24 protein-coding genes are annotated in these 23,589 nt (G+C 64.3%); 12 read left to right on the top strand and 12 right to left on the bottom strand.

Translation table 11 applies throughout. The annotated features are described in order from the left end of the window. The first annotated feature begins 12 nt into the window (after positions 1–12). On the top strand, positions 13–813 hold the full coding sequence (locus tag AC1DY9_RS10920; protein WP_477666761.1) for an IclR family transcriptional regulator: 801 nt from the start codon (positions 13–15) through the stop codon (positions 811–813). Positions 814–901: 88 nt separating this feature from the next. Here AC1DY9_RS10920 and AC1DY9_RS10915 read toward each other — a convergent pair whose 3' ends face one another. Further along, positions 902–1,687, bottom strand: coding sequence for a crotonase/enoyl-CoA hydratase family protein (locus AC1DY9_RS10915; protein ID WP_457281323.1), 786 nt, complete (start codon positions 1,685–1,687; stop codon positions 902–904). Between the two features lie 17 nt (positions 1,688–1,704). Beyond that, positions 1,705–1,956 carry a DUF2917 domain-containing protein gene (locus AC1DY9_RS10910; protein WP_457281324.1) on the bottom strand — a complete coding sequence of 84 codons (252 nt, stop codon included), beginning with the start codon at positions 1,954–1,956 and terminating at the stop codon, positions 1,705–1,707. A 95-nt stretch (positions 1,957–2,051) separates the two neighbouring features. Here AC1DY9_RS10910 and AC1DY9_RS10905 point away from each other — a divergent pair, with 95 nt between their 5' ends. Next, positions 2,052–2,975: a LysR substrate-binding domain-containing protein gene (locus AC1DY9_RS10905; protein WP_457281325.1), complete on the top strand. Its 924-nt coding sequence runs from the start codon at positions 2,052–2,054 to the stop codon at positions 2,973–2,975. On the opposite strand, the gene AC1DY9_RS10900 is transcribed toward AC1DY9_RS10905, so the two are convergent. Beyond that, positions 2,972–3,931, bottom strand: a complete 960-nt coding sequence (locus AC1DY9_RS10900) for a pyridoxamine 5'-phosphate oxidase family protein (protein WP_457281326.1) — start codon at positions 3,929–3,931, stop codon at positions 2,972–2,974. The genes AC1DY9_RS10905 and AC1DY9_RS10900 overlap by 4 nt on opposite strands. Further along, a complete protein-coding gene (locus AC1DY9_RS10895) occupies positions 3,928–4,581 on the bottom strand; it encodes a glutathione S-transferase family protein (RefSeq protein WP_457281327.1) in 654 nt (217 codons plus the stop codon). Before AC1DY9_RS10895 ends, AC1DY9_RS10900 begins: the two co-directional genes overlap by 4 nt. A 140-nt stretch (positions 4,582–4,721) precedes the next feature. Here AC1DY9_RS10895 and AC1DY9_RS10890 point away from each other — a divergent pair, with 140 nt between their 5' ends. Both AC1DY9_RS10890 and gorA read left to right on the top strand, forming a co-directional pair. After that, positions 4,722–5,612 carry a LysR family transcriptional regulator gene (locus tag AC1DY9_RS10890; RefSeq protein ID WP_477666504.1) on the top strand — a complete coding sequence of 297 codons (891 nt, stop codon included), beginning with the start codon at positions 4,722–4,724 and terminating at the stop codon, positions 5,610–5,612. A 60-nt stretch (positions 5,613–5,672) separates the two neighbouring features. Beyond that, complete coding sequence (gene gorA / locus AC1DY9_RS10885; RefSeq protein WP_457281329.1) at positions 5,673–7,040, top strand: glutathione-disulfide reductase; 1,368 nt, start codon at positions 5,673–5,675, stop codon at positions 7,038–7,040. 127 nt (positions 7,041–7,167) lie between these two features. On the opposite strand, the gene AC1DY9_RS10880 is transcribed toward gorA, so the two are convergent. Genes AC1DY9_RS10880 through AC1DY9_RS10870 form a run of 3 tightly spaced genes read right to left on the bottom strand, consistent with a single transcriptional unit; the run spans position 7,168 to position 11,204 of the window. Continuing rightward, entirely contained in the window at positions 7,168–8,796 is a 1,629-nt protein-coding gene (locus AC1DY9_RS10880; RefSeq protein WP_477666503.1) for an alpha/beta hydrolase family protein, read from the bottom strand. Between the two features lie 54 nt (positions 8,797–8,850). Further along, positions 8,851–9,849: an FHA domain-containing protein gene (locus AC1DY9_RS10875; protein ID WP_457281331.1), complete on the bottom strand. Its 999-nt coding sequence runs from the start codon at positions 9,847–9,849 to the stop codon at positions 8,851–8,853. Next, the gene (locus tag AC1DY9_RS10870) at positions 9,846–11,204 is read right to left on the bottom strand and encodes a S1 family peptidase (protein WP_457281332.1); all 1,359 of its coding nucleotides are present in this window, start codon (positions 11,202–11,204) and stop codon (positions 9,846–9,848) included. Before AC1DY9_RS10870 ends, AC1DY9_RS10875 begins: the two co-directional genes overlap by 4 nt. Before the next feature lie 116 nt (positions 11,205–11,320). Between AC1DY9_RS10870 and AC1DY9_RS10865 the strand changes: the two genes are divergently transcribed. Both AC1DY9_RS10865 and ddpX read left to right on the top strand, forming a co-directional pair. After that, entirely contained in the window at positions 11,321–12,820 is a 1,500-nt protein-coding gene (locus tag AC1DY9_RS10865) for an AMP nucleosidase (RefSeq protein ID WP_457281652.1), read from the top strand. 85 nt (positions 12,821–12,905) lie between these two features. Continuing rightward, positions 12,906–13,502: a D-alanyl-D-alanine dipeptidase gene (gene ddpX / locus AC1DY9_RS10860; protein WP_477666502.1), complete on the top strand. Its 597-nt coding sequence runs from the start codon at positions 12,906–12,908 to the stop codon at positions 13,500–13,502. On the opposite strand, the gene AC1DY9_RS10855 is transcribed toward ddpX, so the two are convergent. Then, a complete protein-coding gene (locus tag AC1DY9_RS10855) occupies positions 13,489–14,598 on the bottom strand; it encodes a mechanosensitive ion channel family protein (protein ID WP_477666501.1) in 1,110 nt (369 codons plus the stop codon). The two genes, ddpX and AC1DY9_RS10855, sit on opposite strands and share 14 nt — an antisense overlap. A gap of 367 nt (positions 14,599–14,965) precedes the next feature. Between AC1DY9_RS10855 and AC1DY9_RS10850 the strand changes: the two genes are divergently transcribed. Next, a complete protein-coding gene (locus AC1DY9_RS10850) occupies positions 14,966–15,781 on the top strand; it encodes a siderophore-interacting protein (protein WP_477666500.1) in 816 nt (271 codons plus the stop codon). A gap of 228 nt (positions 15,782–16,009) precedes the next feature. On the opposite strand, the gene AC1DY9_RS10845 is transcribed toward AC1DY9_RS10850, so the two are convergent. From AC1DY9_RS10845 to pcaH, 3 genes are all read right to left on the bottom strand, one after another. Then, positions 16,010–16,393 carry a VOC family protein gene (locus AC1DY9_RS10845; protein WP_477666499.1) on the bottom strand — a complete coding sequence of 128 codons (384 nt, stop codon included), beginning with the start codon at positions 16,391–16,393 and terminating at the stop codon, positions 16,010–16,012. Between the two features lie 223 nt (positions 16,394–16,616). Continuing rightward, positions 16,617–17,222, bottom strand: a complete 606-nt coding sequence (gene pcaG / locus AC1DY9_RS10840) for a protocatechuate 3,4-dioxygenase subunit alpha (RefSeq protein WP_477666498.1) — start codon at positions 17,220–17,222, stop codon at positions 16,617–16,619. Between the two features lie 19 nt (positions 17,223–17,241). Beyond that, positions 17,242–17,955, bottom strand: coding sequence for a protocatechuate 3,4-dioxygenase subunit beta (pcaH, locus tag AC1DY9_RS10835; protein ID WP_477666497.1), 714 nt, complete (start codon positions 17,953–17,955; stop codon positions 17,242–17,244). 140 nt (positions 17,956–18,095) lie between these two features. On the opposite strand from pcaH, the gene pcaQ reads away from it, so the two are divergent. Beyond that, on the top strand, positions 18,096–19,052 hold the full coding sequence (gene pcaQ, locus AC1DY9_RS10830; RefSeq protein WP_477666496.1) for a pca operon transcription factor PcaQ: 957 nt from the start codon (positions 18,096–18,098) through the stop codon (positions 19,050–19,052). Here the strand turns inward: pcaQ and AC1DY9_RS10825 are convergent. Beyond that, positions 19,049–19,978 carry a class I SAM-dependent methyltransferase gene (locus AC1DY9_RS10825; RefSeq protein WP_477666495.1) on the bottom strand — a complete coding sequence of 310 codons (930 nt, stop codon included), beginning with the start codon at positions 19,976–19,978 and terminating at the stop codon, positions 19,049–19,051. The genes pcaQ and AC1DY9_RS10825 overlap by 4 nt on opposite strands. A 126-nt stretch (positions 19,979–20,104) precedes the next feature. Here AC1DY9_RS10825 and AC1DY9_RS10820 point away from each other — a divergent pair, with 126 nt between their 5' ends. The 4 genes from AC1DY9_RS10820 (at position 20,105) to AC1DY9_RS10805 (ending at position 23,527) form a co-directional block, all read left to right on the top strand. Then, positions 20,105–20,563: a MarR family winged helix-turn-helix transcriptional regulator gene (locus AC1DY9_RS10820; protein ID WP_477666494.1), complete on the top strand. Its 459-nt coding sequence runs from the start codon at positions 20,105–20,107 to the stop codon at positions 20,561–20,563. 67 nt (positions 20,564–20,630) lie between these two features. After that, positions 20,631–21,047, top strand: a complete 417-nt coding sequence (locus AC1DY9_RS10815) for an organic hydroperoxide resistance protein (protein WP_477647553.1) — start codon at positions 20,631–20,633, stop codon at positions 21,045–21,047. A 156-nt stretch (positions 21,048–21,203) separates the two neighbouring features. Beyond that, complete coding sequence (locus AC1DY9_RS10810) at positions 21,204–22,307, top strand: DUF2855 family protein (RefSeq protein ID WP_477666493.1); 1,104 nt, start codon at positions 21,204–21,206, stop codon at positions 22,305–22,307. Positions 22,308–22,453: 146 nt separating this feature from the next. Further along, a complete protein-coding gene (locus AC1DY9_RS10805) occupies positions 22,454–23,527 on the top strand; it encodes a serine/threonine protein kinase (RefSeq protein WP_457281344.1) in 1,074 nt (357 codons plus the stop codon). Positions 23,528–23,589: the final 62 nt, after the last annotated feature.

The raw sequence follows: 23,589 nt of genomic DNA, 5'->3' as shown, positions 1-23,589 counted from the left end.
TACAATCCGGCCATGCCGCAAGAGTCCAGGTCCAAGCCGCCGCATGCGACGCCGAAGCGACTTCTCGCGGACGGGCCGGTGGGAACCTCGACGCGTCCAGGCGGCGAGAACGTCACGGCCGTGGCGCGTGCGCTGGCTATCCTCACTGCCTTCGAAGGCGACGAGCTCTTTCTCCCGCTGGCGGAGCTCGCACGCCGTACCAGCATGCACAAACCCACGGTGCTGCGGCTTGCGCGCACGCTCGCTGCAGCCAGATTCCTCGTCAGGCGCGAAGACGGTGCGTGGCGGCTCGGCCCTGCAGTAGGCTGGATGGGCTCCCGCTACCAGGCGCAGTTCGACCTCGACTCCGCCATCGAACCCATCCTTCGCCAGCTTGGTACGGCCACGGGAGAAAGCGCCTCGTTCTTCGTCTTCGAAGGCAACCTGCGCAGCTGCCTGATGCGTTGCGAGGGAACGGCAGGTGTTCAGAGCCAAATTCGCTCTGGCGAGGTTTTTCCCCTGGACCGCGGATCCGCCGGCCGGGTGATTCTGGCTGCCCTGGGCGAACCGGGTGATCTGAATGAGCGCATCCGTCGATGCGGTTTCCACATCACCCGCGGCGAGCGGAACTCGAAAATCGCGAGCGTCTCCGCGGCCGTGCGCGGACGCCATGGCGCCGTGCTGGGCTCTGTCAGCACGGCGGGCCCGGTGGAACGACTGACGGGTGCGGTACTCGCGCGTTACGCGCCCGCCACGGTTCTGGCGGCGAAGCAGCTCGGGCAAGCGCTCGGCGCCATGCCTTCCACGGCGCTGCGGGCAACCTGGCATCCGTGATCTGCGTCGCAAACGACGCGAAATGTCACCCGGGCGCACCTGATGTGATGTGATGCACTATCCTGTGCGGCCTGCGAAAAATGCAGCCTCAGCGATGAAGAAATACAGGCTGCCGCTTCTCCACAAACGCTGCCGTTCCCTCCCGTGCGTCTGGCGAAGCCGCGGCGATCATGAACTGCGCGGCCTCGATCGCCAGGCCTTCGTCGATGGAAACATTCAGGCCGCGCGTCACCGCACGCAGCGAGGCTGTCACGGCCACGGCGGAGTTTTCGGCGATGCGGTCGGCCATTCGCAGGCAGGCCGGTATCAGTTCATGGGCCGGCACCACATGGTTGATGAGGCCGATCAGCAGGGCTTCCTCTGCACTGATGGCGTCGCCGGTGAGGATCATTTCGTTGGCGCGCTTGCGCCCTATGTGGCGCGGCAGGCGCTGCGTGCCGCCAAAGGGCGGTGGAAAGCCCAGCCGGATTTCCGGTTTGGCAAAGCTGGCGTGCTCCGCCGCAATCGCCAGGCTGCAGGCTTCCATGGTTTCGCAACCGCCGCCGAAGGCGATGCCGTTGACGGCCGCGATGATGGGCTTGGGGTAGTTTTCGATGCGCCGCGTCATCGTCTGGCCGCGCATGACGAAGTTGCGGTAAGCCGCCTCGGGCGACGCTGCGATGTCGGGCGCAAAGCCCGCGATATCGGCGCCCGCGCTGAAAGCCTTGTCACCCTGCCCCGTCACCACCAGGCAGCGCACGCTGTCGTCGCGCTCCAGGGCACTCAGCCTGTCCATGAGTTCATCGATCAAGGCGTAGCTCAGCGCATTGAGTTTTTCGGGGCGATTCAGGGTCAGTACCACGTGCTGGCCATGGCGTTCGGTTTCTATCAGCATGGGGTCTCCTCAGGGCTTCAGGCAGCAGCGTCGGGGAATACGAACGACAGCACACCGCAACCGCGCGGGGCGCCCACAAAATAAGTCGCGGCTTGCGGCGTGACAAAGGACTGGCCGCTCTCCAGCACGACGTCGCTGTCCCGGCGCCCGGCCAACGCATCGCTGGTGATCCAGAGGCAGCCCCCAGTGCAGGCCAAAACCTGGCCGCGCGGCAGGCGCAGGGGTTTGGGGATGGACCCGAGCTCCAGCGGGGTTTGCGAGGCATGCATGGCGGACTCCTTGAAAAGTGTGGTTTGATTCTTCTTTGGAACCGGTCCGCGCGGCCGGATGGTTTGTCATACGGGGTATTCCAATCATTCATGCCATGCTGAACAGCCCTTCCACCAGCGCATTGCGCGCCATGTCGCTCGATGCCATCCGCGGTTTCGAATCCGCCGCGCGGCACCTGAGCTTTACGGCAGCGGCCGAAGAGCTTTGCATCACGCAATCAGCTGTGAGCAAGCAAGTGAAAAGCCTGGAAGATGCGCTGGGCACGACGCTGTTCCTGCGTGGCGGCAAGGGCCTGAGCCTGACGCCGCAAGGCCGTGAGCTTTATGAGACGGCCCGCGCCGCGCTGGCGCAGCTGGCCTCGGCCGTGGACCGCCTGCTGGCGGTGGACAGGGTCTCTGTGGCTGTCACCACCACGCCCTCTTTCGCCGCGCTGTGGCTGGCGCCCAAACTCGCCAGGTTCCAGTTGCTGGAGCCCGCCATCGATGTGCGCGTCGACGCCACGGAAGCGCGCGTCAACCTGGAGCGCGAAGGCATGGATCTGGCCGTGCGGCTCTACCCTGTGCTGCCGGGCGGCGAAGACCCGCCACCCCTGCTGCAGGAGCAGGCCCTGCTGGTGGCGGCGCCGGCCGTCGCGACGCGCATTCGTAACGCCGCCGACATCACGGCCACACCGCTACTGGTCTATTACGACCCGGCCACGCGTTTCCCCTGGATGTCGTGGCCGGACTGGTACGAGCGCCTGGGCTTGAAACAATCGGCGCAGCAGCCGTGCCTGTATTTTTCGCAGTATGAGCATGTCCTGACCGCGGCCGTGCAAGGCGCCGGCGTCGCGATAGGGCGCACGCCACTGGTGCTGCCGCTGTTGCGCAGCGGCCAGCTCACGGTTGTCTTGCCCGGCGAGACGGTCGCGGGTTTGGGCTATCGCATCGTGATCTCAGCCCACAGTGCAGAGCGGCCGGCCGTGCAGAAGTTTCGCGCGTGGCTGGAGCGCGAACTCGCGCTCGAAGCCATAGGCTAAGCCCAGGCGCCGGTAGCTTCCAGCACCGGGGAGAGTTCCGCCTCGCCCCAGCGCAGCGGCAAGGAAGATTCCACCAACCGCATGGACTGCACCTTGAAACGCATCAGGCGCTGCGCGCCGGTGAAGGACTGCACCTCGGGCCCGTCCCAGATGATGTCGGCCGTGACGGCCAGGTACAGCAGGTCGCCGTTGTCGAAATCAATGAACAGCAAGCCGGCACGCGGGTTCACTACCAGGTTGCCCAAGGTGTTGAAGAAGTAGTTGCCGACGAAGTCCGGCACGGTCAGGGTGCCGTCGGCCTCCACGCGCACAAAGCCGGGCTTGCCGCCGCGGTGCGACACGTCCACGCCGCCGGCGCGGCCGGCTTGCTCACCGTTGCCCTCATAGGCTGTGGCGATGAACAGCGTGTCCGCCTGTTCAATCATGCGGCGCGCCGCGTCATTGAGCTGCGCCGACGCGTGCACCACCGGCCCGGCTGCGGGCGCGGGACGGTCCGCATAGACAGGCTCGCGCGCCTGGATGTATTTGGGGCAGTTGCCGAAACTCTGGCTCAGCTCCACAGCGAAGCCCGAGGCACTCACGCCGCGAACGATGCCGTTCATGCGGTTACGCCTGCGCGTGTGCGGCTCTATGCCCAGCAGGCCTATCGCGGCGCCGTCTGCCAGCGTGCCTTGCAGGGGATCACCTGCGAGCGGCTGCGTGCGCACCACCAGGTGATGCGCATCGGGCGAGTGGATAAAACCCGGCGGCTGGGCCAGCACCGAGGCCCAGGGCTGGCCGCTCGCGTCCACCGTGCCGGCAACCACAAAAGGCAGTTGCTCAAAAAACTCACGGTGCTGGTCGGGCATGAAGTCGCGAATCACGCGCGGGCCGATTTCCGCCATGCGCGCGCGCACGGCCGCGCCCACGCGCGCTTGCGCAGCGCGCTCGCCTTCGTGGAAAGTGGCGGTGCTCATGCGGCCAGCCCTATCGGCGTCCTGACCATGGGCACAAAGCGCGGCAAGGCCTCTATGCGGGCCAGCCAGGCGCGTATGCGCGGGTAGGCTTCCAGCGAGACCTTGCCCTCCGGCGCATGGGCCGAATAACTGTAGTTGGCGATGTCGGCCAGTGTGGGGGTGCTGCCCGCGAGAAAAGCCGACTGGCCCAGCTGCTGCTCCATCACCGCGAACAGGGCATGCGCGCGCTCAATGGCTTCCGGACTTTCCGGCCGCTTGAACAGCTGGATGACGCGCGCGGCGGCCGGGCCGGAGGCGAGCTGCCCCGCAGCGACCGACAACCAGCGCTGCACCGCCGCAGCGGCCAACGGGTCGCGCGGCAGCCATTGCTCGGCATCCGGCGCGTAGCGTGCGTTGAGGTAGACCAGGATGGCGTTGGAATCGGCCAGCGTGACGTCGCCGTCCTGGATCACCGGCACCTGGCCGAAGGCGTTCATGGCCAGGAAGTCCGGCGTCTTGTGCCCTTTGGTGGCGAGGTCGATCTCGATGCGCTCGAAGGGCAGGCCCAGCAGCGAGAGAAACAGTTCCACCCGGTGCGAATGGCCGGAGATGGCGACGCGGTACAGGCGTATGGGTTGTGCGGGCTGGGCTTTGGCGGCGGGTGTGCTCATGGCGGGGCTTTCGGCGGGTTGAAAAATCTTGCTCTCGGGAATGGATTGTGTTTGAACCGTTATTCTGAATAAATGGCTCTAATGATATTTAACTAATCCATTAAGTGGATGAATCCTCGCAACAGGCGTAGCATGTCGCCATGGACAAACTCCGGGCCATGCAGGCCTTTATTCACATTGCCGAACAAGGCAGCCTCACGGCCGCAGCCCAGGTCATGGAATCGTCGCTGCCGGCCATGGTGCGCACGCTGGCCGGCTTCGAGGCGCAGCTGGGCGTGCGCCTCTTCAACCGCACCACCCGGCGCATCTCACTGACCGAGGAAGGCCGGCGCCACCTGGAGAGCTGCCGGCAGGTGCTGGCCACACTCGCGGACGCAGAAGCGGCACTGACGGCCGACGCGGCCGAACCCGCCGGACACCTGACCATTACCGCGCCCATGCTGTTCGGCCAGATGCATGTGGCGCCCGCCGTCACGCGCTTTGTGCAGCACCATGACAAGATGCGCTGCTCCATGGTGCTGCTGGACCGCGTGGTGAATCTGCTGGAAGAAGGCATCGACGTCGGTATTCGCATCGGCGAGCCTGAAGACTCCAGCCTGGTGGCGCAGAAGGTGGGCACCATCCGCCGCCTGGTGGTGGCCAGCCCGGCCTGGGTTCGCCGCCACGGCGTACCAAAACACCCCAAGGACCTGCTCAAGGCCAACTGCGTGCGACTGACGGACCATTCCCCCACATGGGGTCCGTTCATAGACCAGGGCCGACCGCTTCGGCTTGCCGTCAGTGGTAATCTGGAGTTCAACCAGATCGCACCGGCTGTGGCGGCCTGCGCGGCGGGTGTGGGATTCGGTTCTTTTTTGTCTTACCAGGTGGCGCCGTTTTTAAAAACCAAACAATTGCGCACCGTGCTGGAGGGTTTCGAGCCGCCGCCCCGACCCATCAACATTGTTTACCCGCACGCCCGGCTGCTGCCCATGCGCACGCGAGTGTTCATTGAGTGGATGAAAAAAGAGCTCCGGGAATTCCAGTCTTGAGAGCCGGCATCAAGGCACCCGAAAAAGCAACGTCAGCAGACACCAGAACAAGGACAGCGAATGCAGACTTTTGATTTTGACCTTTTCGTGATCGGCGGCGGCAGCGGCGGTGTGCGCGCCGCGCGCATGTCGGCCCAGCGCGGCGCCCGTGTGGGACTGGCCGAATTCGCTGCGATGGGCGGCACCTGCGTGAACGTGGGCTGCATTCCCAAAAAGCTCTACAGCTATGCGGCCCACTACGGCGACAGCTTTGAAGAGTCGCGCGGCTTCGGCTGGACCGGCGAGGCGCCGGTGTTTGACTGGGACACGCTCAAGGCCAACCGTGTCCGCGAGATTTCGCGGCTCAACGGCATTTATGTGCAGCTGCTTGAAAGCGCCGGCGTGCAGATCATCACCGGCTGGGCACGGCTGCTTGACGAGCACACCGTCGAGGTCGACGACAAAAAGTTCACGGCCAAAAACATCCTGATCTCCACAGGCGGTACCGCCACAGTGCCTGCCGTGCCGGGACGCGAACATGTGGTGACCTCGGACCACATGTTTGACCTCAACCCCTTCCCGAAGCGCCTGCTGGTGGTGGGCGGCGGCTACATCGCTTGCGAATTCGCCTCGATCTTCAATGGGCTGGGCTCACAGGTCACCCAGGTGCATCGTCGCGACATGCTGCTGACCGGCTTTGACGATGATGTGCGGCGCTTCATTGCCGCCGAGATGAGCAAGACCGGCATCACCCTGCAGCTGGGCGCAGAGATCGCCGCTATCGCCAAAACCGCCACAGGCCTGCAGGTGACGCTCAAGGACGGCGGCGGCCTGGAGGTGGACACCGTGCTCTACGCCACGGGCCGGGTTCCCAATGCGAATGGCATCGGGCTTGAAGCTGCCGGTGTGGCCGTCAACGCAGCCGGTGCGATCCAGGTCAATGCGCACTACCAGACCTCGGTGCCGTCCATCTATGCGCTGGGCGATGTGACGGCGCGCATGCAGCTGACACCGGTGGCGTTGGGCGAAGCCATGGTGGTGGTGGACCAGCTCTTCGGGCCGGCCGCCGGCAAAAAGCCGCGCAACATGAGTTATGAGTTTGTGCCGACCGCCGTCTTCACCCATCCCAACATCGGCACGGTTGGCTATTCAGAGGCCGATGCGCGCGCAAAGTTCGGCAAGGTCACGGTGTTCCGCGCCGACTTCAAGGCACTCAAGCACACGCTGAGCGGCAGCACCGAACGCACGCTCATGAAGCTGCTGGTCGAAGACGCCACCGACCGTGTGGTCGGCCTGCACATGGTGGGGCCGGACGCCGGCGAAATCGTGCAGGGTTTTGCCGTGGCCATGAAGGCCGGTGCGACCAAGGCAATATTTGACAGCACCATCGGCATCCACCCCACGGTGGCGGAAGAGTTTGTGACGATGCGCGAGCCGGTCAAGGACTGATTTCAGCGCCCTCCCGGTGCAATCTCAACGCAATGCCCGGCACGCACGTTGGCGGGCCGATGCAGCTGTGTTTCAAGGTCTTTGATGCACGACATCGCCACGAAAAAATGGCAAGACCGCCGAAACTTCAGTTAGCACGCGCCGCCACTCCGATCTCGCTCAAATACTCTTTGAGGGCGGTGCGCCATAAAGCAGGTTTGTGATAAATATGATGTCCGTCACCCTCGATCGGGGGCTGAAGCAGCAAGCGTCCCTTGCCCCCTGCCGCCTGAAACGCTTCGTAGGAAGCGCGTATGGTGTTGGCGGTATAGCGGCTGTCGTTTTCCGCGAAGACCCAGAGCGTGGGAACGCGCGTGGTTTTTCCGAACTCCGCGAACCCATCCACCATCATCCGGTTGAGGTGGCCGGGGCCGCTGCCGATTTTTCTTATATCGTTTCGCCCGCCTGAAAAATCGATGGTCCCGATGAGCCCCGTCGGGCTCTGGCTGGCGAGGTACATCGAGAGGTAGCCTCCGGCCGACTGGCCCGAGAGGATGAGCCGGCTGGCATCAAGCTCCGGGCGGGTCTTGAGCCAGACCAATGCGGGCAAGACGTCTTCGGACTGTACACGCGCCTTGTAAGTGGCGTCGCCGTCCTCATGGGAAAAGTTTTTCGGATAAGTGCCTTCAGACATGCCCACGCCACGGCGTGCGGGCATCAGCACGGCCACGCCCATTTGCAGAAACTCGCGCGCAACCACCATATCGCGGAACCGTTCCTTGTCGCGATTGAATACGATATCCCCGTGACTGAATACCGTAACCGGATAAGGGCCCCCGCCAAAACGACGGACCTCGGGTAACAGCAAAGTGGCTTCCAGCCGGTTGGTGCCGAAGGTGCCGGGCACCTGGTAAGTGATGACTTCCTCTCGCCAGGCAATGGGCGGGCTGGCATAGCCGATAACAGGGGCCGGTTCCTGCCCCTCAAGCCAGCCGGCGACGGCCTTGGCCACAATGGCCTCCTGCCCCTGCAGCACGTGCTGGCTACCACGCCCGCAATCATCCTTGCCGTCCTGCTGCTCGTAACCTACCTGGACAAAAGTAAAACGGCTGCGCTGGGCCAGGATTTGCGCCTCCGGAAAAGGTGCACTGTCGCATTGAGCGCCAGGCGCGTGCAGCATCAGTACGGGCTTGCGCAAGGCGCTCCAGTCGCTGGTGCGGTTGTTCTTCAATACGCTGGAGGCCACGACGATCTTCCCGAATCCTTCCAGGTCGTCGGCGATGTCCAGCAGCGGAGCCACCAGGGAAAAGCCGGCCAGATGAACCTGCGCTCCGGGAAACGACTGCTGCGCCTGCTTGAGCGCCGCGGCAAGGTCTTGCCGCACCTCCCGGCGCGGCCTGGCGTTGAGGTTACGGCGTTCGGCATCGCTGGGCGGGTCCACGTACACCAGGGCCACACCCTGGGCCTGCAGCTGAACCGCCCCACGCACCCAGGGCCCGCCGAGGGTTAACGCGGCAGGGCCGTTGGCAACCTTGAGTTGGGGTACACCGCCGGGTTGCGGGTAGACCAGCACGTGCCTGACCGGCTGGTTGCCCCCAACCGCATCGCCGTAAAGGGCAATGGCCAGCGTGACACTCTGTCCGGTTGGCGATACACGGGTGGACAAAGTCTGCACGGTCCAGTCCTGGGCCTTCGACTGCAAAGCGCCGCCCAGCAGCAGCACAGCCAATGCAAAACGAATGCAGGCGGAAAGCACCATCAGATGACGTGATTGCATTTCCCGGGCTCCACCTCGACTTTGAACTTGCATGAAACAGGCCGGAGGCTTTGCCTAGTCCGCGTCCGGATCTTCAGGCGTATCCGAATCCGGCTCGCGGTCTTTCAGGCGTTCGTCGAGGCGCTGGCGGATGGTGCCGGCCTCTCCGAGAAACTGCACCAGGGGCACAGCCGGCGCCATGCGCAGGGACGGCGGGTAGAGGGTGGACATGTAGAGCTTGTTGGACAGGCGCTTGTTCTGCAGCCAGTTGGTGCCCAGCATGGCCACAATGCCCAGCACGGTCACGCCGGCCACCAGCCCCGCCAGTCCACGGCGGCGCTGCGGGACGATGACCGACAGGTGCACATAGATGGCCGCAGCCGCCCCCAATAGCAGCAGCGGCGTTTCAAAGCGCGCCAGGCTTTCGAGCGAGAACATGAAAGCCAGCAGGCCGGCCAGCGTGGCCGCCAGCTGTATCGCCACGGAACTGGTGCAGGCAATGCGGACATGGCGCCAGAACTGCAGATGGCCGGTAAATAGCTTGGTGGCGAGAGCCCACAGGCCCGCCCACACGGTGATCGCCATGGCCACCATCGCCATGAGGCCGGGCAATTGCCGCGCCAGCTGGGAAGGCTCGGTCAGGGTCAGCCACGATTGCCCCACCACCAGGGTCAGCATGGCGGCCAATGCCAGCAAAGTCCAGCCGGTCGTGCGCCACGGAAAGTGCGGCAGCCGCTCTTCAGCGGCCACCGGCGCTTCCGCCAGGCGCAGCCCCAGCTTCAGCCGGCCCAGGGTCAGGGCCTCGCCGGCAGGCCAGCTGAACTGCGTGCCCTGGCCATGCAGCGTCCGGTTCAGCGCGACACCGTTGACCGTGTCCAGCACCTGCACCATCACTTCGCCTTCCGGCGTGCGGTCTATGCGCAGGTGTTCAGCGGCCACATGGCCGTCATCCAATACCAGGTCGGCGGTGAGTGCACGGCCCACGGTAACGGGCCAGTGCCGCACGTCAAGGCGGCCCACCAGTGCGCCATTGCGGTCGGTGGCCTGCAGCAGGGCGAGATTGCCGGCGCTCATGGTGCGGCCTCCCATTTAAAACCGCCCAGGTAATGCGCCACCAGCTTGAGGCCGTTGTCAAAACTTACGCCCTGCGCGTCCATGCGTCCCTGCACACCGCGTGTGGACTGGTTGACGGACATCGTCAGCACCGACACATCATACAGACCCGGCAGCTTGCGGTAGGCACTCATGCACACCACGGCGCGCATGGGCATGCCGCCCGTTTCGACGAAGCGTTCAGAGCACTCGGCCGCCGTGGCCTTGCGTGAACCCCGGGTGGAGAAGTACTCATTACCGAAGCTTTGCGAATACATGACGGCAAAACGCAGAGGGCCCAGCTTGGGCGCGTTGTAGGCTTCGTAGCGCAGGCGGATGTAGCCGGTGTTGAAATCGCCCGCGAACACGTGGCTGTCAATCTGGCAGTCGGTGCGCTCCAGGTCAAAGGCCTTGAAGTCGGGCTCGCGCCCGCGGCCCCAGCAGCGGGCCAGGGAATCTTCGGGCACGGGCACGCTGTAGCCACCGTGCTTTTGCGCCGTGAGCGGCACCGCGGTGAATTTTTGCGTCAGCAGTGCCTGGTGCTCGCCCAGCTGGCGCGCCACCTCGGCATGCGCCGGCTTGGTAATGGGCTTGGCCGAAGCGGCCTTTGCCAACAATGCCTGGGCGAATTCGGCAGGGATCAGAAAGCTCAGCAGGTCGCCGTCCAGCCGCTTGGATACGTTGATACCGACCACCTGGCCGGCATCGTCCAGCGCCGGGCCGCCGCTCATGCCGGGGTTGAGCGCGCCGCCGAAAAAGATACGCGGGTAAAAGCTGCGCTGCACGAGGCCGTTGTAGGTGCCTTCCGTGACCGCAAAACCGATGTCCAGCGGATTGCCCAGTGAATAAATGCGTTCGCCGCGCGCCAGGGGCCTGTCCGCCCCGCGAAAAGCCAGCTGCGGCATTCCCGTTGCCGGCGTCTTCACGCGCAGCAGCGCCAGGTCGTTGCGCACGTCAAAGGCGAGCAATTCAACCTCGGCCTCCTTGCCGTCCACCGGCACGTAGACGCCGCGGTAGCGCTCGGGCTCCAGCGCCAGCTGGCTGGCCACATGGAAGTTGGTAATGATGAGCCCGTTGGCCGAGACAAAAAAGCCCGAGCCCACACTGGCCTGGGTGTTGGAGTTACGCAGCAGGGTGCGGATCTGCACCAGTTTGTCGCGCGTGGTTTCATAGGCGCGCTGGGCGTCACGGGAGATCTGCGCCGGTGCGGCGGCAGCAGGCGCCTGCGGGGCACGGCCCGGTGCCGGGGCCTGCGCCTGGGCCACCTGCAGGCACAGGGTACCGAGCAAGACTGCCGCCAGCGTGCGCAGGTGCCCCGAAAGGTTGTGGTGTTTCATCAGGGCATTCTAGGGTGTGCCGCGGCACTTGCCGCACAATGATGTGCATGCCCTGCGGTGCTACGCTTTGCGAAAACCACCTGATGGACCTTCACCATAAAAACAAGGCTTTTTTCATGCCCTATCTGCCGCCTTTCATAGCCCCGACCCGCTACAGCGACCCGGCCGCCGCACTGGCACAGGTTCGCGCCATTTATGACCAGCAGATTGCCCACCTGCGCGATGCAATGCAGCGCTATGTGGCCGGCGAGACCCTGCCCGGCCATGTGCGCGCCTGCTACCCTTTCGTGCGCATCCACACCGACACCGTGGCCCGGGCCATCCTGGAGACGCCCGACATTTCGCAGTTGAGCTTTGGCTTTGTGGCCGGTCCCGGCCGCTTTGAAACCACACTGACCCGGCCCGACCTCTACGGCAACTATTACCTTGAACAATTCCGCCTGCTGATGCAGAACCACGATGTGGAGCTGGAAATAGGCACCAGCACGCAGCCCATCCCCATCCATTTTTCGTTTGCGGAAAACGACCATATTGAAGGCAGCATGGATGCAGCGCGCCGCATGCTGATGCGCGACGTGTTCGACCTGCCCGACCTGGCCGCCATGGACGACGGCATTGCCAACGGCACCTACGAACCCCTGCCCGGCGAGCCGCAGCCGCTGTCGCTGTTCACCGCGGCGCGCGTCGACTATTCGCTGCAGCGCCTGCGCCACTACACCGGCACCTCGCCGCACTGGTTCCAGAACTTCGTGCTGTTCACCAACTACCAGTTCTACATCGACGAGTTCGTGCGCCTGGGCCATGAAGCCATGGCCGACCCGGACAGCGAGTACACCGCCTTCATCGAGCCCGGCAACGTGGTGACCCGGCGCGCCGGCCTGCCCGCCGAGGCCGGCGACGAGCTTGGCGTGCAGCCGCCCCGCCTGCCGCAAATGCCGGGCTACCACCTGCTGCGCGCCGACCGCACCGGCATCACCATGGTCAACATCGGCGTGGGCCCGGCGAACGCCAAGAACATCACCGACCACATCGCCGTGCTGCGCCCGCACGCCTGGATCATGCTGGGCCACTGCGCCGGCCTGCGCAACAGCCAGCAACTGGGCGACTACGTGCTGGCCCATGGCTATGTGCGCGAAGACCACGTACTGGACGAAGAGCTGCCGCTGTGGGTGCCGATCCCGGCGCTGGCTGAAATCCAGGTCGCGCTGGAAAAAGCCGTGGCTGACGTGACCCACGCCGTGGGCCCCGACCTCAAGCGCATCATGCGCACCGGCACCGTGGCCTCCACCGACAACCGCAACTGGGAGCTGCTGCCGGGCAACCAGCCGCAGCGCCGCTTCAGCCAGAGCCGCGCCGTGGCACTGGACATGGAAAGCGCAACGATTGCCGCCAACGGCTTTCGCTTTCGCGTGCCCTACGGCACCCTGCTGTGCGTGAGCGACAAGCCGCTGCACGGCGAGATCAAGCTGCCCGGCATGGCCAACCATTTCTACCGCGAGCGCGTCGACCAGCACCTGCGCATTGGCATCCGTGCCATCGAGCTACTGCGCGCCGAAGGCATCACGCAGCTGCACAGCCGCAAGCTGCGCAGCTTTTCGGAAGTCGCGTTCCAGTAGGTCCGTCAGTTGCTATACTTTTGGTAGCTGCTTGCGCACGACCCTCTTGGCCTGCAGCCTTATTTTTTATAAATATCACCCGCCCATGGAAAATCTTTCACCGCTCGTTCCTGTCACAGAAGCCAGTCATGGCGTGGTGATCGACCTGATCTACGCAAGCACCAACAACTTCACCGGCCAGGTGATTTATGACAGCCCGCTGTGCTTCTTGCATCCGCAGGCAGACGCCGGCCTGCGCAAAGCCATAGCGGCCGCAAAAGACATGGGCTTTCAGCTCAAGATTTTCGACGCCTTCAGGCCGCAGGAAGCGCAGGAGGCACTTTGGGCCGTGGCGCCCAACCCCGCCTACATCGCCGATCCGGCCAAGGGCTCCAACCACACACGGGGCGTGGCGCTTGATGTCACGCTGCTGGCACCGGGCGGGCAAGAGCTGGACATGGGCACGCCGGTCGACACCATGACGCACGGGTCCCATCACTTTCACACGGCACACCCTGTGGCCGTCCAGGTCAACCGCATGCGGCTGCTCACGGTCATGCTGGAAGCAGGCTTTGTGCACCACCCCAACGAATGGTGGCACTACCAGTTGCCGGACGCCAAAGGCTTTCCGCTGATCGACAGCCATGCCTTCATGCGCTGCGTGGGCGAGGGCCAGCAGCCCGCCCGGCTCAGGGCCGCCTGAGCTCGCCGGCCGGGCCGGCCACCGGCAGTTCCGCCGGCTGCCGCGACTCGGCCGACTCCGTACGCACCAGCGGCAAATGCTGCGGGTATTCGCGCTGCATGAAGTCCACCAGCGCCTCGCGCACCTTGCAGCGCAGGTCCCAGTTCAGGCTGGAGTTGGCGGAGGTCACCAGCACCCGCAGCTGCATGCTGCGCTCGCCCGCCTCCACCACCTGCAGCAGGCACAGCCGCTTGTCCCACTCGGGCGCTTCCTCGCAGGCGCGCCGTGCCGCGTCGCGCAGCGGGGCCAGGGGCGTGCGGTAGTCAACCCAGATAAAGACCGTGCCGATGATCTGGGCGCCGGTGCGCGTCCAGTTCTGGAACGGGTTTTCAATGAACCACTGCAACGGAACGATCAGGCGCCGCTCGTCCCAGATTTTTAGCACCACGTAAGTGCCGGTGATCTCCTCCACCCGGCCCCATTCGCCCTGCACGATCAGCACGTCGTCCAGGCGGATGGGCTGCGCCAGCGCCAGCTGCAGGCCGGCAATCAGGTTGCTGAACACGGGCCGCGCCGCGATACCGATCACCAGCCCCGCCACACCCGCCGAAGCCAGCAGGCTGGCCCCGAATTGGCGCGCGCCGGGAAAGGTCATCAGCATCAAGGCCAGCCCCGTCAGCAGCACGATGAACATGGCGGTGCGCGCCAGCATGCGGGTCTGCGTATGGATGCGGCGGGCGTTGAGGTTGTCCTCCACATCGACCGGGTGCAGGCCGATCACGCCCAGTGCGGCCCCGCGCGCCGCGCGCATGCCCGCCCAGGTCAGGGCGGCGAGCAGCAGCAGGCCATTGGCATGGCGCACCCCGTTGATCAGCGGAAAGGTATCCGGTGCGCTGTGCCAGACGATCTGCAGGGCAATCAGGGGCAGCAGCACCTGCACCGGAGAGCGGCATTGCTCTGCGACCCGGGCCATGACCGGCATGGAACGCGTCAGGCGCAGGACCACGACAGCGCCTATCGTGTGTACCACCAGCGCCAGGGCAACGCCGATGCAGGCCGCCAGCAACACGTGCAGCGACGAGTCGTCCGCCCAGGAAAGCAGTGCTGCGAAGTTCATTCAGTGGCCCCCTCGTTCACCCTTCAGCTCTCCGACGGCCCTGCACGACTTTGGGTGGCGCGGGGAAAGCGGAGGTTCCGATGGTGGTCATACGCTGGAGATGAAGTGGCAAATGGAAACGGGGGACGGAAAACGGGGAATGGGGTAACGCCGGGGGCCGGAGGCCTTGGGGCATGGGTAACAGCTCACGCCCGAGCTTTTTACTTTGCCCGTCCTTACTCTACTGCAGCAGAGTTGCGCCTCAAGTAGGACGCGTGCCAGTCTTTCCCCTGCAAACCATCAGTCCATTGCAATCAGATGATAATTATTCTCAATTAGAGTTTTAACCTGTGGGCCGCAGCATGCGCCGCCCTCCCTGAAAGACACCATGTCCACAACACCCTCAGCAGCCGTCCCTTCTCCCGACGCCGCGCCGCGCAAGCGCCGGCCGCCGCGCCATGTGCAGGTCACCCGCGTGCAAACCTTGAGCCCGCTGATGCGCCGCATCACGCTGCAAGGCGCTGAGCTGGAAGGCTTTGAGGTGGCCGACCCGGCCTGCTACATGAAACTGATTTTTCCTGAGCCAGGTCAGACCGAGCCCGAGCGCCCACTGCCCGATGGGCCGCGGCCGAAGTCCATGCGCACTTACACGCCGCTGGCAGTGCGCAACGATGTGCACGAGGTCGATGTGGATTTTGTGCTGCACGGCGACGGCCCTGCCTCCACCTGGGCTGCGCAGGCTCAACCGGGCCAGGTGCTGTATTTGATGGGCCCCGGCCCTGGCTACAAAGTTCAGCTGGATGCGCCTGCGCATTTCCTGATCGGTGACGACAGTGCCTTGCCCGCGTTTGAAACCATTCTGGCCGCCCTACCCGCCACGGCGCAGGCGCGCGTGCTGGTCGAAGTGGTGGATGCGGCGGAAGAACGCGCGCTGCACAGTGCTGCCAAAGTAGAAGCGCACTGGACCGCACGCGGCAGTGACAACACGCAGGCTGGCCAGGCACTGGAAGCCGCGTTGCGCAAAGCCGGCGCGCCCGCACCCGGCACGCGCATTTACCTGGCCTGCGAGGCCGCGGCCATGCGCCGCATTCGCAAGTTGCTGATTGAAGAGCTGGGCATGGAGCGTGGACACATCGTGGGCCGCGGTTACTGGAAGCTGGGCACCGTCAATCACCCGGATCACGATTACGGGGAGGGTGACTGAGCCCCCACGGTCGCTCACTTCGTGTAGCTCCCTGCCCCCCAAGGGGGCCGCCCGCCTGCGGTCTGGCAAAGCCAGTCCCGCGGCTCATGCTGGGTTAAGAATTCAGGAGCGTAACAGGGGCGAAGTTATTTACCAGCGGGGGCCGAGGGTCCGGCTTCGCCGGCCCCAGGCGCCGCCCCCTTGAGGGGGGAACAGGCTACACGCAGTGAGCCTGGACGGGGGTGGATCTCATCCACGCGCATAACTCACCGTGAGCATCTCCCACTGGTGCCCTTCGGGCTCATTCCAGTAGATGCCCTTGCCGCCAAGGTATGTGCTGACCTGCATGTCCATGGGGCCGCGAACCGAGCTGCGGTATTGGATTCCTGCCGCCTGGATGCGCCCCAGGATCGCATCGAATTCCTGCTCGCTCACGCGAAAGCAGAAATGCTCGACGGGAAAGTCTTCGTCGGTGTCGATGAAGTCCAGCGTCAAGCCGTCGTTGATGTAGACGGCTGAAAAAGGCCCTATCGTGGTTTCAGCCCACCGCACGCCGAGCAGCTCTGCCAAAAACCTGGCCGAAGCCACCTTGTCTCGCGCCGATACGATGAAGTGGTCCAGATGAATGGTCATGGCAGGCCTCTTGATGGTGATGGCCTGTTTTATAGCGTGTGCGGGCCGCGCCTGTACACCAGCGTGCGTAACAACCTTCATGGCGGCGTTGCCGCCATGGCCGCATGGCTGTAGCCTTACGGGCAGTTCTTATAAGAAAAATGGCTGCAGACCAATAGGGACGAGCGCAACCAGCTATCCAATTAATAGCAACTGAGACCGGCCGCACAACCCCGGTCCACACTCACAGGTCGAAGAACACCGTCTCCTTGCCGGCCGCGCTGTCCTGCATGCGGATGTCGAATCGGTAAACCGGTCCGGCGCCCGTCATGTCGCGCCGGGCGATCAGCGTGTTGCGCCGTTCGGCCGGCACGCTGGCCAGCACCGCGTCTTTGCCGTTCACTTCCGCCTCATCATCAAAGTAGATGCGCGTGAAGGTATGCACCAGCAGGCCGCGCATGGTGACGCAGACGTTGATGAACGGTGCTTGCCCCGCCACAGCGCCGGGCTTGACGGTGAAGAATTCGTAATGGCTTTGCGGCAGGGTGCCGGTGCCGCAGCGGCCAAAGCCGGTGAAGCCGCGCGCTTCGGCGTCGGCCACCGAGGTAATGGGCAGGCCGCTGCCGTCGGGCTGCGCGATCTCGACCATCGCGTCCATCACGGCATTGCCGGCGCCGTCAAACACCTGGCCGGTGATACGGATGTGCTCGCCCTTGGCATTCGGCTGGGCCAGCACGGGCGTGAACAGGCTTTTGAGGTCGTAGCCGTATTGCGTAGGTGTGAGGCCATAGGCAAAGAAGGGGCCGACGGTTTGCGAAGGGGTTTGTTTAAGTGGGCTTGTAGTCGTCATGGCGTTGTCTTCCTGCCGCTTATTCAAAACGCGTGGCTTTGGGGCCGCGCAGCACGATGTCGAACACATAACCGAGCGCGTAGTCGGGCTGGGTCACGTCGAGACTGAATTTCGAGACCATCAGGTCGCGCACGCTTTCGGGCGCGCCCATGTACATGGGGTCGTAGCCGAGCAGCGGGTCGCCGGGGAAATACATCTGCGTCACCAGGCGGCTGGCGAAGTAATCACCAAACAGCGAGAAGTGAATATGCTGCGGCCGCCAGGCGTTGGGGTGGTTGCCCCAGGGGTAGGCACCGGGCTTGATGGTCTTGAAGCTGTAGCGGCCTTCGTTGTCGGTCATGCAGCGGCCGGCACCCAGGAAGTTCGGGTCCAGCGGCGCGTCGTGCTGGTCGACCTTGTGCACGTAGCGGCCCGCCGCATTGGCTTGCCAGACTTCCACCAGCGTGTTGCGCACGGGGCGGCCGTCTTCGTCCAGCACGCGGCCGGTGACGATGATGCGTTCACCCAGCGGGTCGCCATTCATGACGGCGTTTTTGGTCAGGTCGCTGTCCAGCGGGCCGAACTGCCCGGCGCCATAGACGGGCGCATTGAGCTGCGCCAGCGCCTGCTTGATGGGCACCAGCGGCTGCTTGGGGCCGCGCAGCAAGGTGGATTTGTAGCCGGGATAAATATGGGGCGAATGGCTGGTCCAGTCGCGTGGGGCCAGAAAACTGTTGTTCAGGTCGGGTTTCATCGATGTCTCCAATGGGTTGCATGCGCTGGCGCCCTGGTCGCGGCGCGCTTTTCTACGCTGCCGCGACTTTAATCGGCCTCAATGGTTATGTATATTGACATTTTCTCGACTTATCCATAACCAAATGGTCAAATTGGAGCATGGTCGATGAACGCATCAAATACCGGCACCTGCAGTGCTTTCTGGCGGTGGCGCAGCATGGCAGCCTGCAAAAGGCGGCCGACGTGCTCGCCATCACGCAGCCCGCCGTATCCAAAACCCTGAAAGAACTTGAGGGCCTGCTGGCGGTGCGATTGTTTGAGCGCGGGCGCAAGGGCGCCGTGCCCACGCGCGAGGGCGAAGCCTTTTTGCGGCATGCCGGCGCCAGCGTGAGCGCGCTGCGCGAAGCTGTCGCCAGCGTTGCGCAGACGCGGCGGCAGGGCAGCGCGGTGATTGCCATCGGTGTGCTGCCGACGGTGGCACCGTGGCTGATGCCCTTGCTGCTGGCGCGGCAAGAGGCCCAGTCCGGGCCGGATGCGCACACCAGCCTGCGCATCCAGACCGGCGCCAACCCAGAACTGCTGGCCAGCCTGCGCCAGCGCGCGCTGGATTTGGTGATTGGGCGTTTTGCCGAACCGGCCCATATGCTGGGCCTGACGTTTGAGCACCTGTATGCCGACCCACTGGTACTGGCGGTACGCCCCGACCACCCGCTGCTGGCGCAAGCAGGGCGCAAGGCCGATCCGCTGGTCGGCTTGCAGGCCTTCACCACGATCCTGCCCACGCAGGGCACGGCCATACGCCATACCGCCGACGGATTTTTCCTCACACGCGGCCTGCCGCCCCCCGTGCGCCTGGTCGAAACGCTGTCGGTGTCCATCGCACGCGGCTACACGCAGCAAAGCGATGCAGTCTGGCTTTCGCCGCTGGGGGCTGTGCGGCCGGACCTGGACAAGGGCACGCTGGTGCGCCTGCCCGTCAGCATGGCCGGCACCGAAGAGCTGGTGGGGTTGACGCTGCGCGCCGACATGGCGCCCACCGAGGCTCAGCACCAGCTGATCACCACCATCCGGGTGCTGGCGGCAGAGCGCCGCAGCGAAGCGCCGGCCCTGCTCTAGGCTGGCTCGGCCTGCACCGCAAAGCGGGCGGTCAGTTCACCCAGGCCCAACTCTTCAAGCACCTCACGCAAACGCGCTTGGGCGGCACGGGTTTTACCGGCCTGCGGCTGCGCAGGCCGGCTGGCAAGAATGAGCTCGTTCTTCATCGAATGCTCCCAGCCCACGAGCTCGGTCACGGTGACCTGGTAGCCGTTGGCTTCGAGCTGCAGGCAGCGCAGCACATTGGTGATCTGGCTGCCGAATTCACGCGTGTGCAGCGGGTGCCGCCAGAGTTCGGCCAGCGGCGTGCGGGACAGTGACAGGGCACGGCTTTTCTTCAGCACACCGGCCACTTCGGCCTGGCAGCACGGCACCAGCACCATGTGGCGGGCATTTTTGGCCAGCCCGAATGCAATGGCGTCATCGGTGGCGGTGTCGCAGGCATGCAGGGCGGTGACGATGTCCACGGTGGGCGGGAGTTCAGCCGAAGTGGTGGCCTCCTGCACCGACAGATTCAGGAACGACATGCGCGCAAAACCCAGCCGCTGGGCCAGCACGCGTGACTTTTCAACCAGCTCGGCACGCGTTTCAATGCCGTACACATGGCCTGCGGTTTTTTCGCCGCGGTGCGCGACATTAAAGAACAGGTCGTACAGGATGAAGCCCAGGTAGGACTTGCCGGCGCCGTGGTCGGCCAGGCTGAAGGCGGCCTTCTCCGCAGCCACCTCATTGAGCAAGGGCTCGATGAACTGGTACAGGTGATAGACCTGCTTGAGCTTGCGCCGCGTGTCCTGGTTGAGCTTGCCTTCGCGCGTGAGGATGTGCAGTTCCTTGAGCAGCTCGATCGACTGGCCGGGGCGAAGTTCTTCGATGATTTGTGCTGCGGATGCGGGCTTTCCTGAGCCCTTCGAAGGCTTTGCCGCGCGCGCGGTGCTGGGTGTTTGCATGGCCTCAAGTTTAGTGGCGCGCCCTCGTTACAGGCTGCCCCGGTACAAAGCCCTTGAAAAGCGCCCATGGAACATCCGGAAACAATTAACTTGCACACAATTTAATTGCTCGCTATAATTCATCCTATGCCCAACAAAACCGACACCGCCAATGCCACTGACGCCATGCTGCAGCTGGACAACCAGCTGTGTTTTGCGCTGTATTCCACCTCTTTGGCCATGACCAAGCTGTACAAGCCCCTGCTCGAAGAGCTGGGCCTCACGTACCCGCAATACCTCGCGATGCTGGTGCTGTGGGAGCAAGACGGCCTGACGGTCTCGGAACTCGGTGAACGGCTTTACCTGGACTCGGGCACGCTGACCCCGCTGCTCAAGCGCATGGAATCCGCCGGGCTGGTATCACGCATCCGCGCGGTGGAAGACGAGCGCCGCGTTCACATCACGCTGACGGCGGCTGGCCGCAAGCTCAAGGCCAAGGCCGCCAAGATTCCGGGTTGCATCCTGAGTGCCACCCAGTGCTCGATTCCCGAGCTGGTGTCGCTGACGCAGCAGGTGCAGTCGTTTCGCAACCGCCTCACCGCCTGATTTCTTTCACCATTTCACTGAATTTTTAACCCGCCCCGATCCGGGGTATTTTCCAAAGGAAGCCACCATGACCACACTCGAAAAAGTTCTCTACACCGCCCACGCCCACACCACCGGCGGCCGTGACGGCAAGTCCAAGACCGACGACGGCCGCCTGGACGTCACGCTGAGCTCGCCCGGCACCGCCGGCACCGGCACCAACCCCGAGCAGTTGTTTGCTGCCGGCTACGCAGCCTGCTTCATCGGCGCGATGAAGGCTGTCGGCGGCATGAAGAAAATCGACGTGCCTGCAGACGTTTCCATCGACTCCAGCGTTGACCTCGGCAAGATCCCGAACGGCTACGGCATCGCCGTGCGCCTGGACATCACCCTGCCCGGCATGGACCGCGCCGCTGCACAAGCGCTGGTGGATGCAGCCCACCAGGTTTGTCCGTACTCCAACGCGACCCGCGGCAATATTGACGTGACCATTACCCTGAAATAAAGCCAGCAGGGGCCGCGGGACTGGCTTTGCCAGACCGCAGGCGCCGCCCCCTCGAGGGGGGAACAGGCTACACGCAGTGAGCCTGGACGGGGGTGGTTGTCACCTACGCGGCCCGCCGGTGTTGAACCGGCGGGCCGTTTCATTTACGGTGTGCGCATGAACACCGCAGCTTCAACCACCTTCCAGGTCCGAAAGGACGCCCTTGCCGAAACCCGCTGGCATACCGATGCGCCTCTGCCGCTCACGCCCGGCCAGGTGCGGCTCGGCATCGAATCATTTGCGCTGACCTCCAACAACATCACCTATGCGGCCTTTGGCGACGCTATGAATTACTGGCAGTTTTTCCCGACCGGGGAAGAGGGCTGGGGCAGCATCCCCGTCTGGGGTTTTGCCGTGGTGGCGGAGTCGCAATGCGAAGGCGTGGCTGTGGGGGAGAAGTTTTACGGCTACTACCCCATGGCCAGCGAGCTGGTGCTGCAGCCGGCGCGCGTGACGCCCGCCGGTTTTTTCGACGGCGCTGCGCACCGGCGGCCCCTGCCGGTCGCCTACAACCAGTACATGCGCTGCAGCGCGGACCCGTTTTATGACGCGGCCACCGAAGATGTGCAGTCGCTGCTGCGCCCGCTGTTCATCACCTCCTTCCTGATTGACGACTTCCTGGCGGACAACGACTTCTTTGGTGCCAATGCCATGCTGCTGTCCAGCGCCTCCAGCAAGACGGCGTATGGCACGGCTTTCCAGCTGGCCAAGCGGCCGGGCATCGAGGTGATCGCCCTCACGTCGCCAGGCAACGTCGCTTTTTGTGAAAGCCTGGGGTGCTACAGCCGTGTGGTGACCTATGACCAGCTCGACGCGATTGGCGCCGACACGGCTTGCGTTTACGTCGACTTCGCGGGCAGCGCCAGCCTGCGCCAGCGCATTCACAGCCGCTTTGGCCAGCTTCGCTACAACTGCTCGATAGGCGGCACGCATGTGGACGACCTGGCCGCCAAAGGCAGCGCCAAGGAGTTGCCCGGCCCCCGGCCCACGCTGTTCTTTGCGCCTTCGCAGGTCAAGAAACGCATCACCGACTGGGGCAAAGAAGGCTTTGGAAAGCAGCTGGTGCGCGCCTGGCGGGATTTCACGCGGCAAGTGACGGGCGCCAAAACGCCTTGGCTCATCGCCCAGCGGCATGCCGGGCAAGTTGCGGTGCAAGCCGCTTACCAGGAAGTGCTGGCCGGCAAGGGAGACCCGCGCACCGGCCACATCCTGCAGCCCTGATTCTTTCCGCCTTCAACGGACAGGCGCTATGGTTTTTATAGCTGTTCGCGCTCGTTTTCATTGGGCCACAGGCCTTTTTCATCCGAGAAACAGGCGATTACAAGCCCCTGCTGGCAGCGCACCATCATCTGCGCCGACAATCAGGCATGACAGAAAAACACAAGGCTGAGGCGCACGCAACGCTGCACGCGTACGAGACATTGACACCCGACGTGGTGCTCGATGCGCTGGCCAGCGTCGGTTTGCTGGGCGACGGCCGCCTGATGGCACTTTCAAGCTACGAGAACCGGGTTTACCAGATTCACCTGGAGAGCCCCGTGGGTGACGCCGACCTGGCGGGCGATGTCGTGGTGGCCAAGTTTTACCGGCCGGACCGCTGGACCGACGAACAGATTGCCGAAGAACACGCCTTTGCCGCCGAGCTGATGGCCGCCGAGATACCGGTGGTGGGCGCGCTGGTGCTGGAAGGCCGCACCGTGCACCACTTCAAGGGCTTCAGTTTCAGCGTTTCGCCCAGCCGCGGCGGGCGGCGGCCCGAGCTGGACAACCTGGAAGTGCTGGAATGGATAGGCCGTTTCCTGGCCCGCATCCACACCGTCGGCAGCGCCAAGCCCTTTGCGCACCGGCCGGCCCTGAACCTGCAAACCTTTGGTTATGCCTCGCGCGACATCCTGCTGGCGGGCAGCGACCATGGTGCCAAAGGCTCCCACGGCTACATCCCGCTGGACATGGAGTCGCGCTGGCGCAAGGCCTTTGAAGAAGCCATGCTGGTGGCGCAAACAATATTTGAAAGCGTGGGCGACGTGAAAAACCTGCGCCTGCACGGTGACTGCCACCCCGGCAACATTTTGTGGACGCCCGAGGGCCTGCCGCTGGCCGGCCCGCATTTTGTCGACCTGGACGATGCGCGTACGGGGCCGGCGGTGCAGGATTTGTGGATGCTGGTGTCAGGCGACCGCGCGCAGTGCACCCGCCAGTTGGGTGCGCTGGTGGACGGGTATGAGGAGTTTCGCGAATTCGACCGGCGTGAGCTTGCGCTGATCGAACCGCTGCGCACGCTGCGCCTGGTGCACTACAGCGCCTGGCTGGCGCAGCGCTGGCATGACCCGATCTTCCCGATCAACTTCCCCTGGTTCGGCTCCAGCGACTACTGGAAGAGCCAGGTCGACATGCTGGAAGAGCAAACCGAGGCCATGCAGGATCCGCCGCTGGTGTGCTGAGGGACTGCTGGCTCTCTCCAGGCAGTCAGCCATGTCCATGCTGTCGCTATGAATTTAATAGC

This window comes from Polaromonas sp. P1_F6, assembly GCF_056405695.1.
The sequence above is the reverse complement of the archived record's forward strand: the minus strand, read 5'-3'. Positions and strand labels throughout refer to the sequence as shown.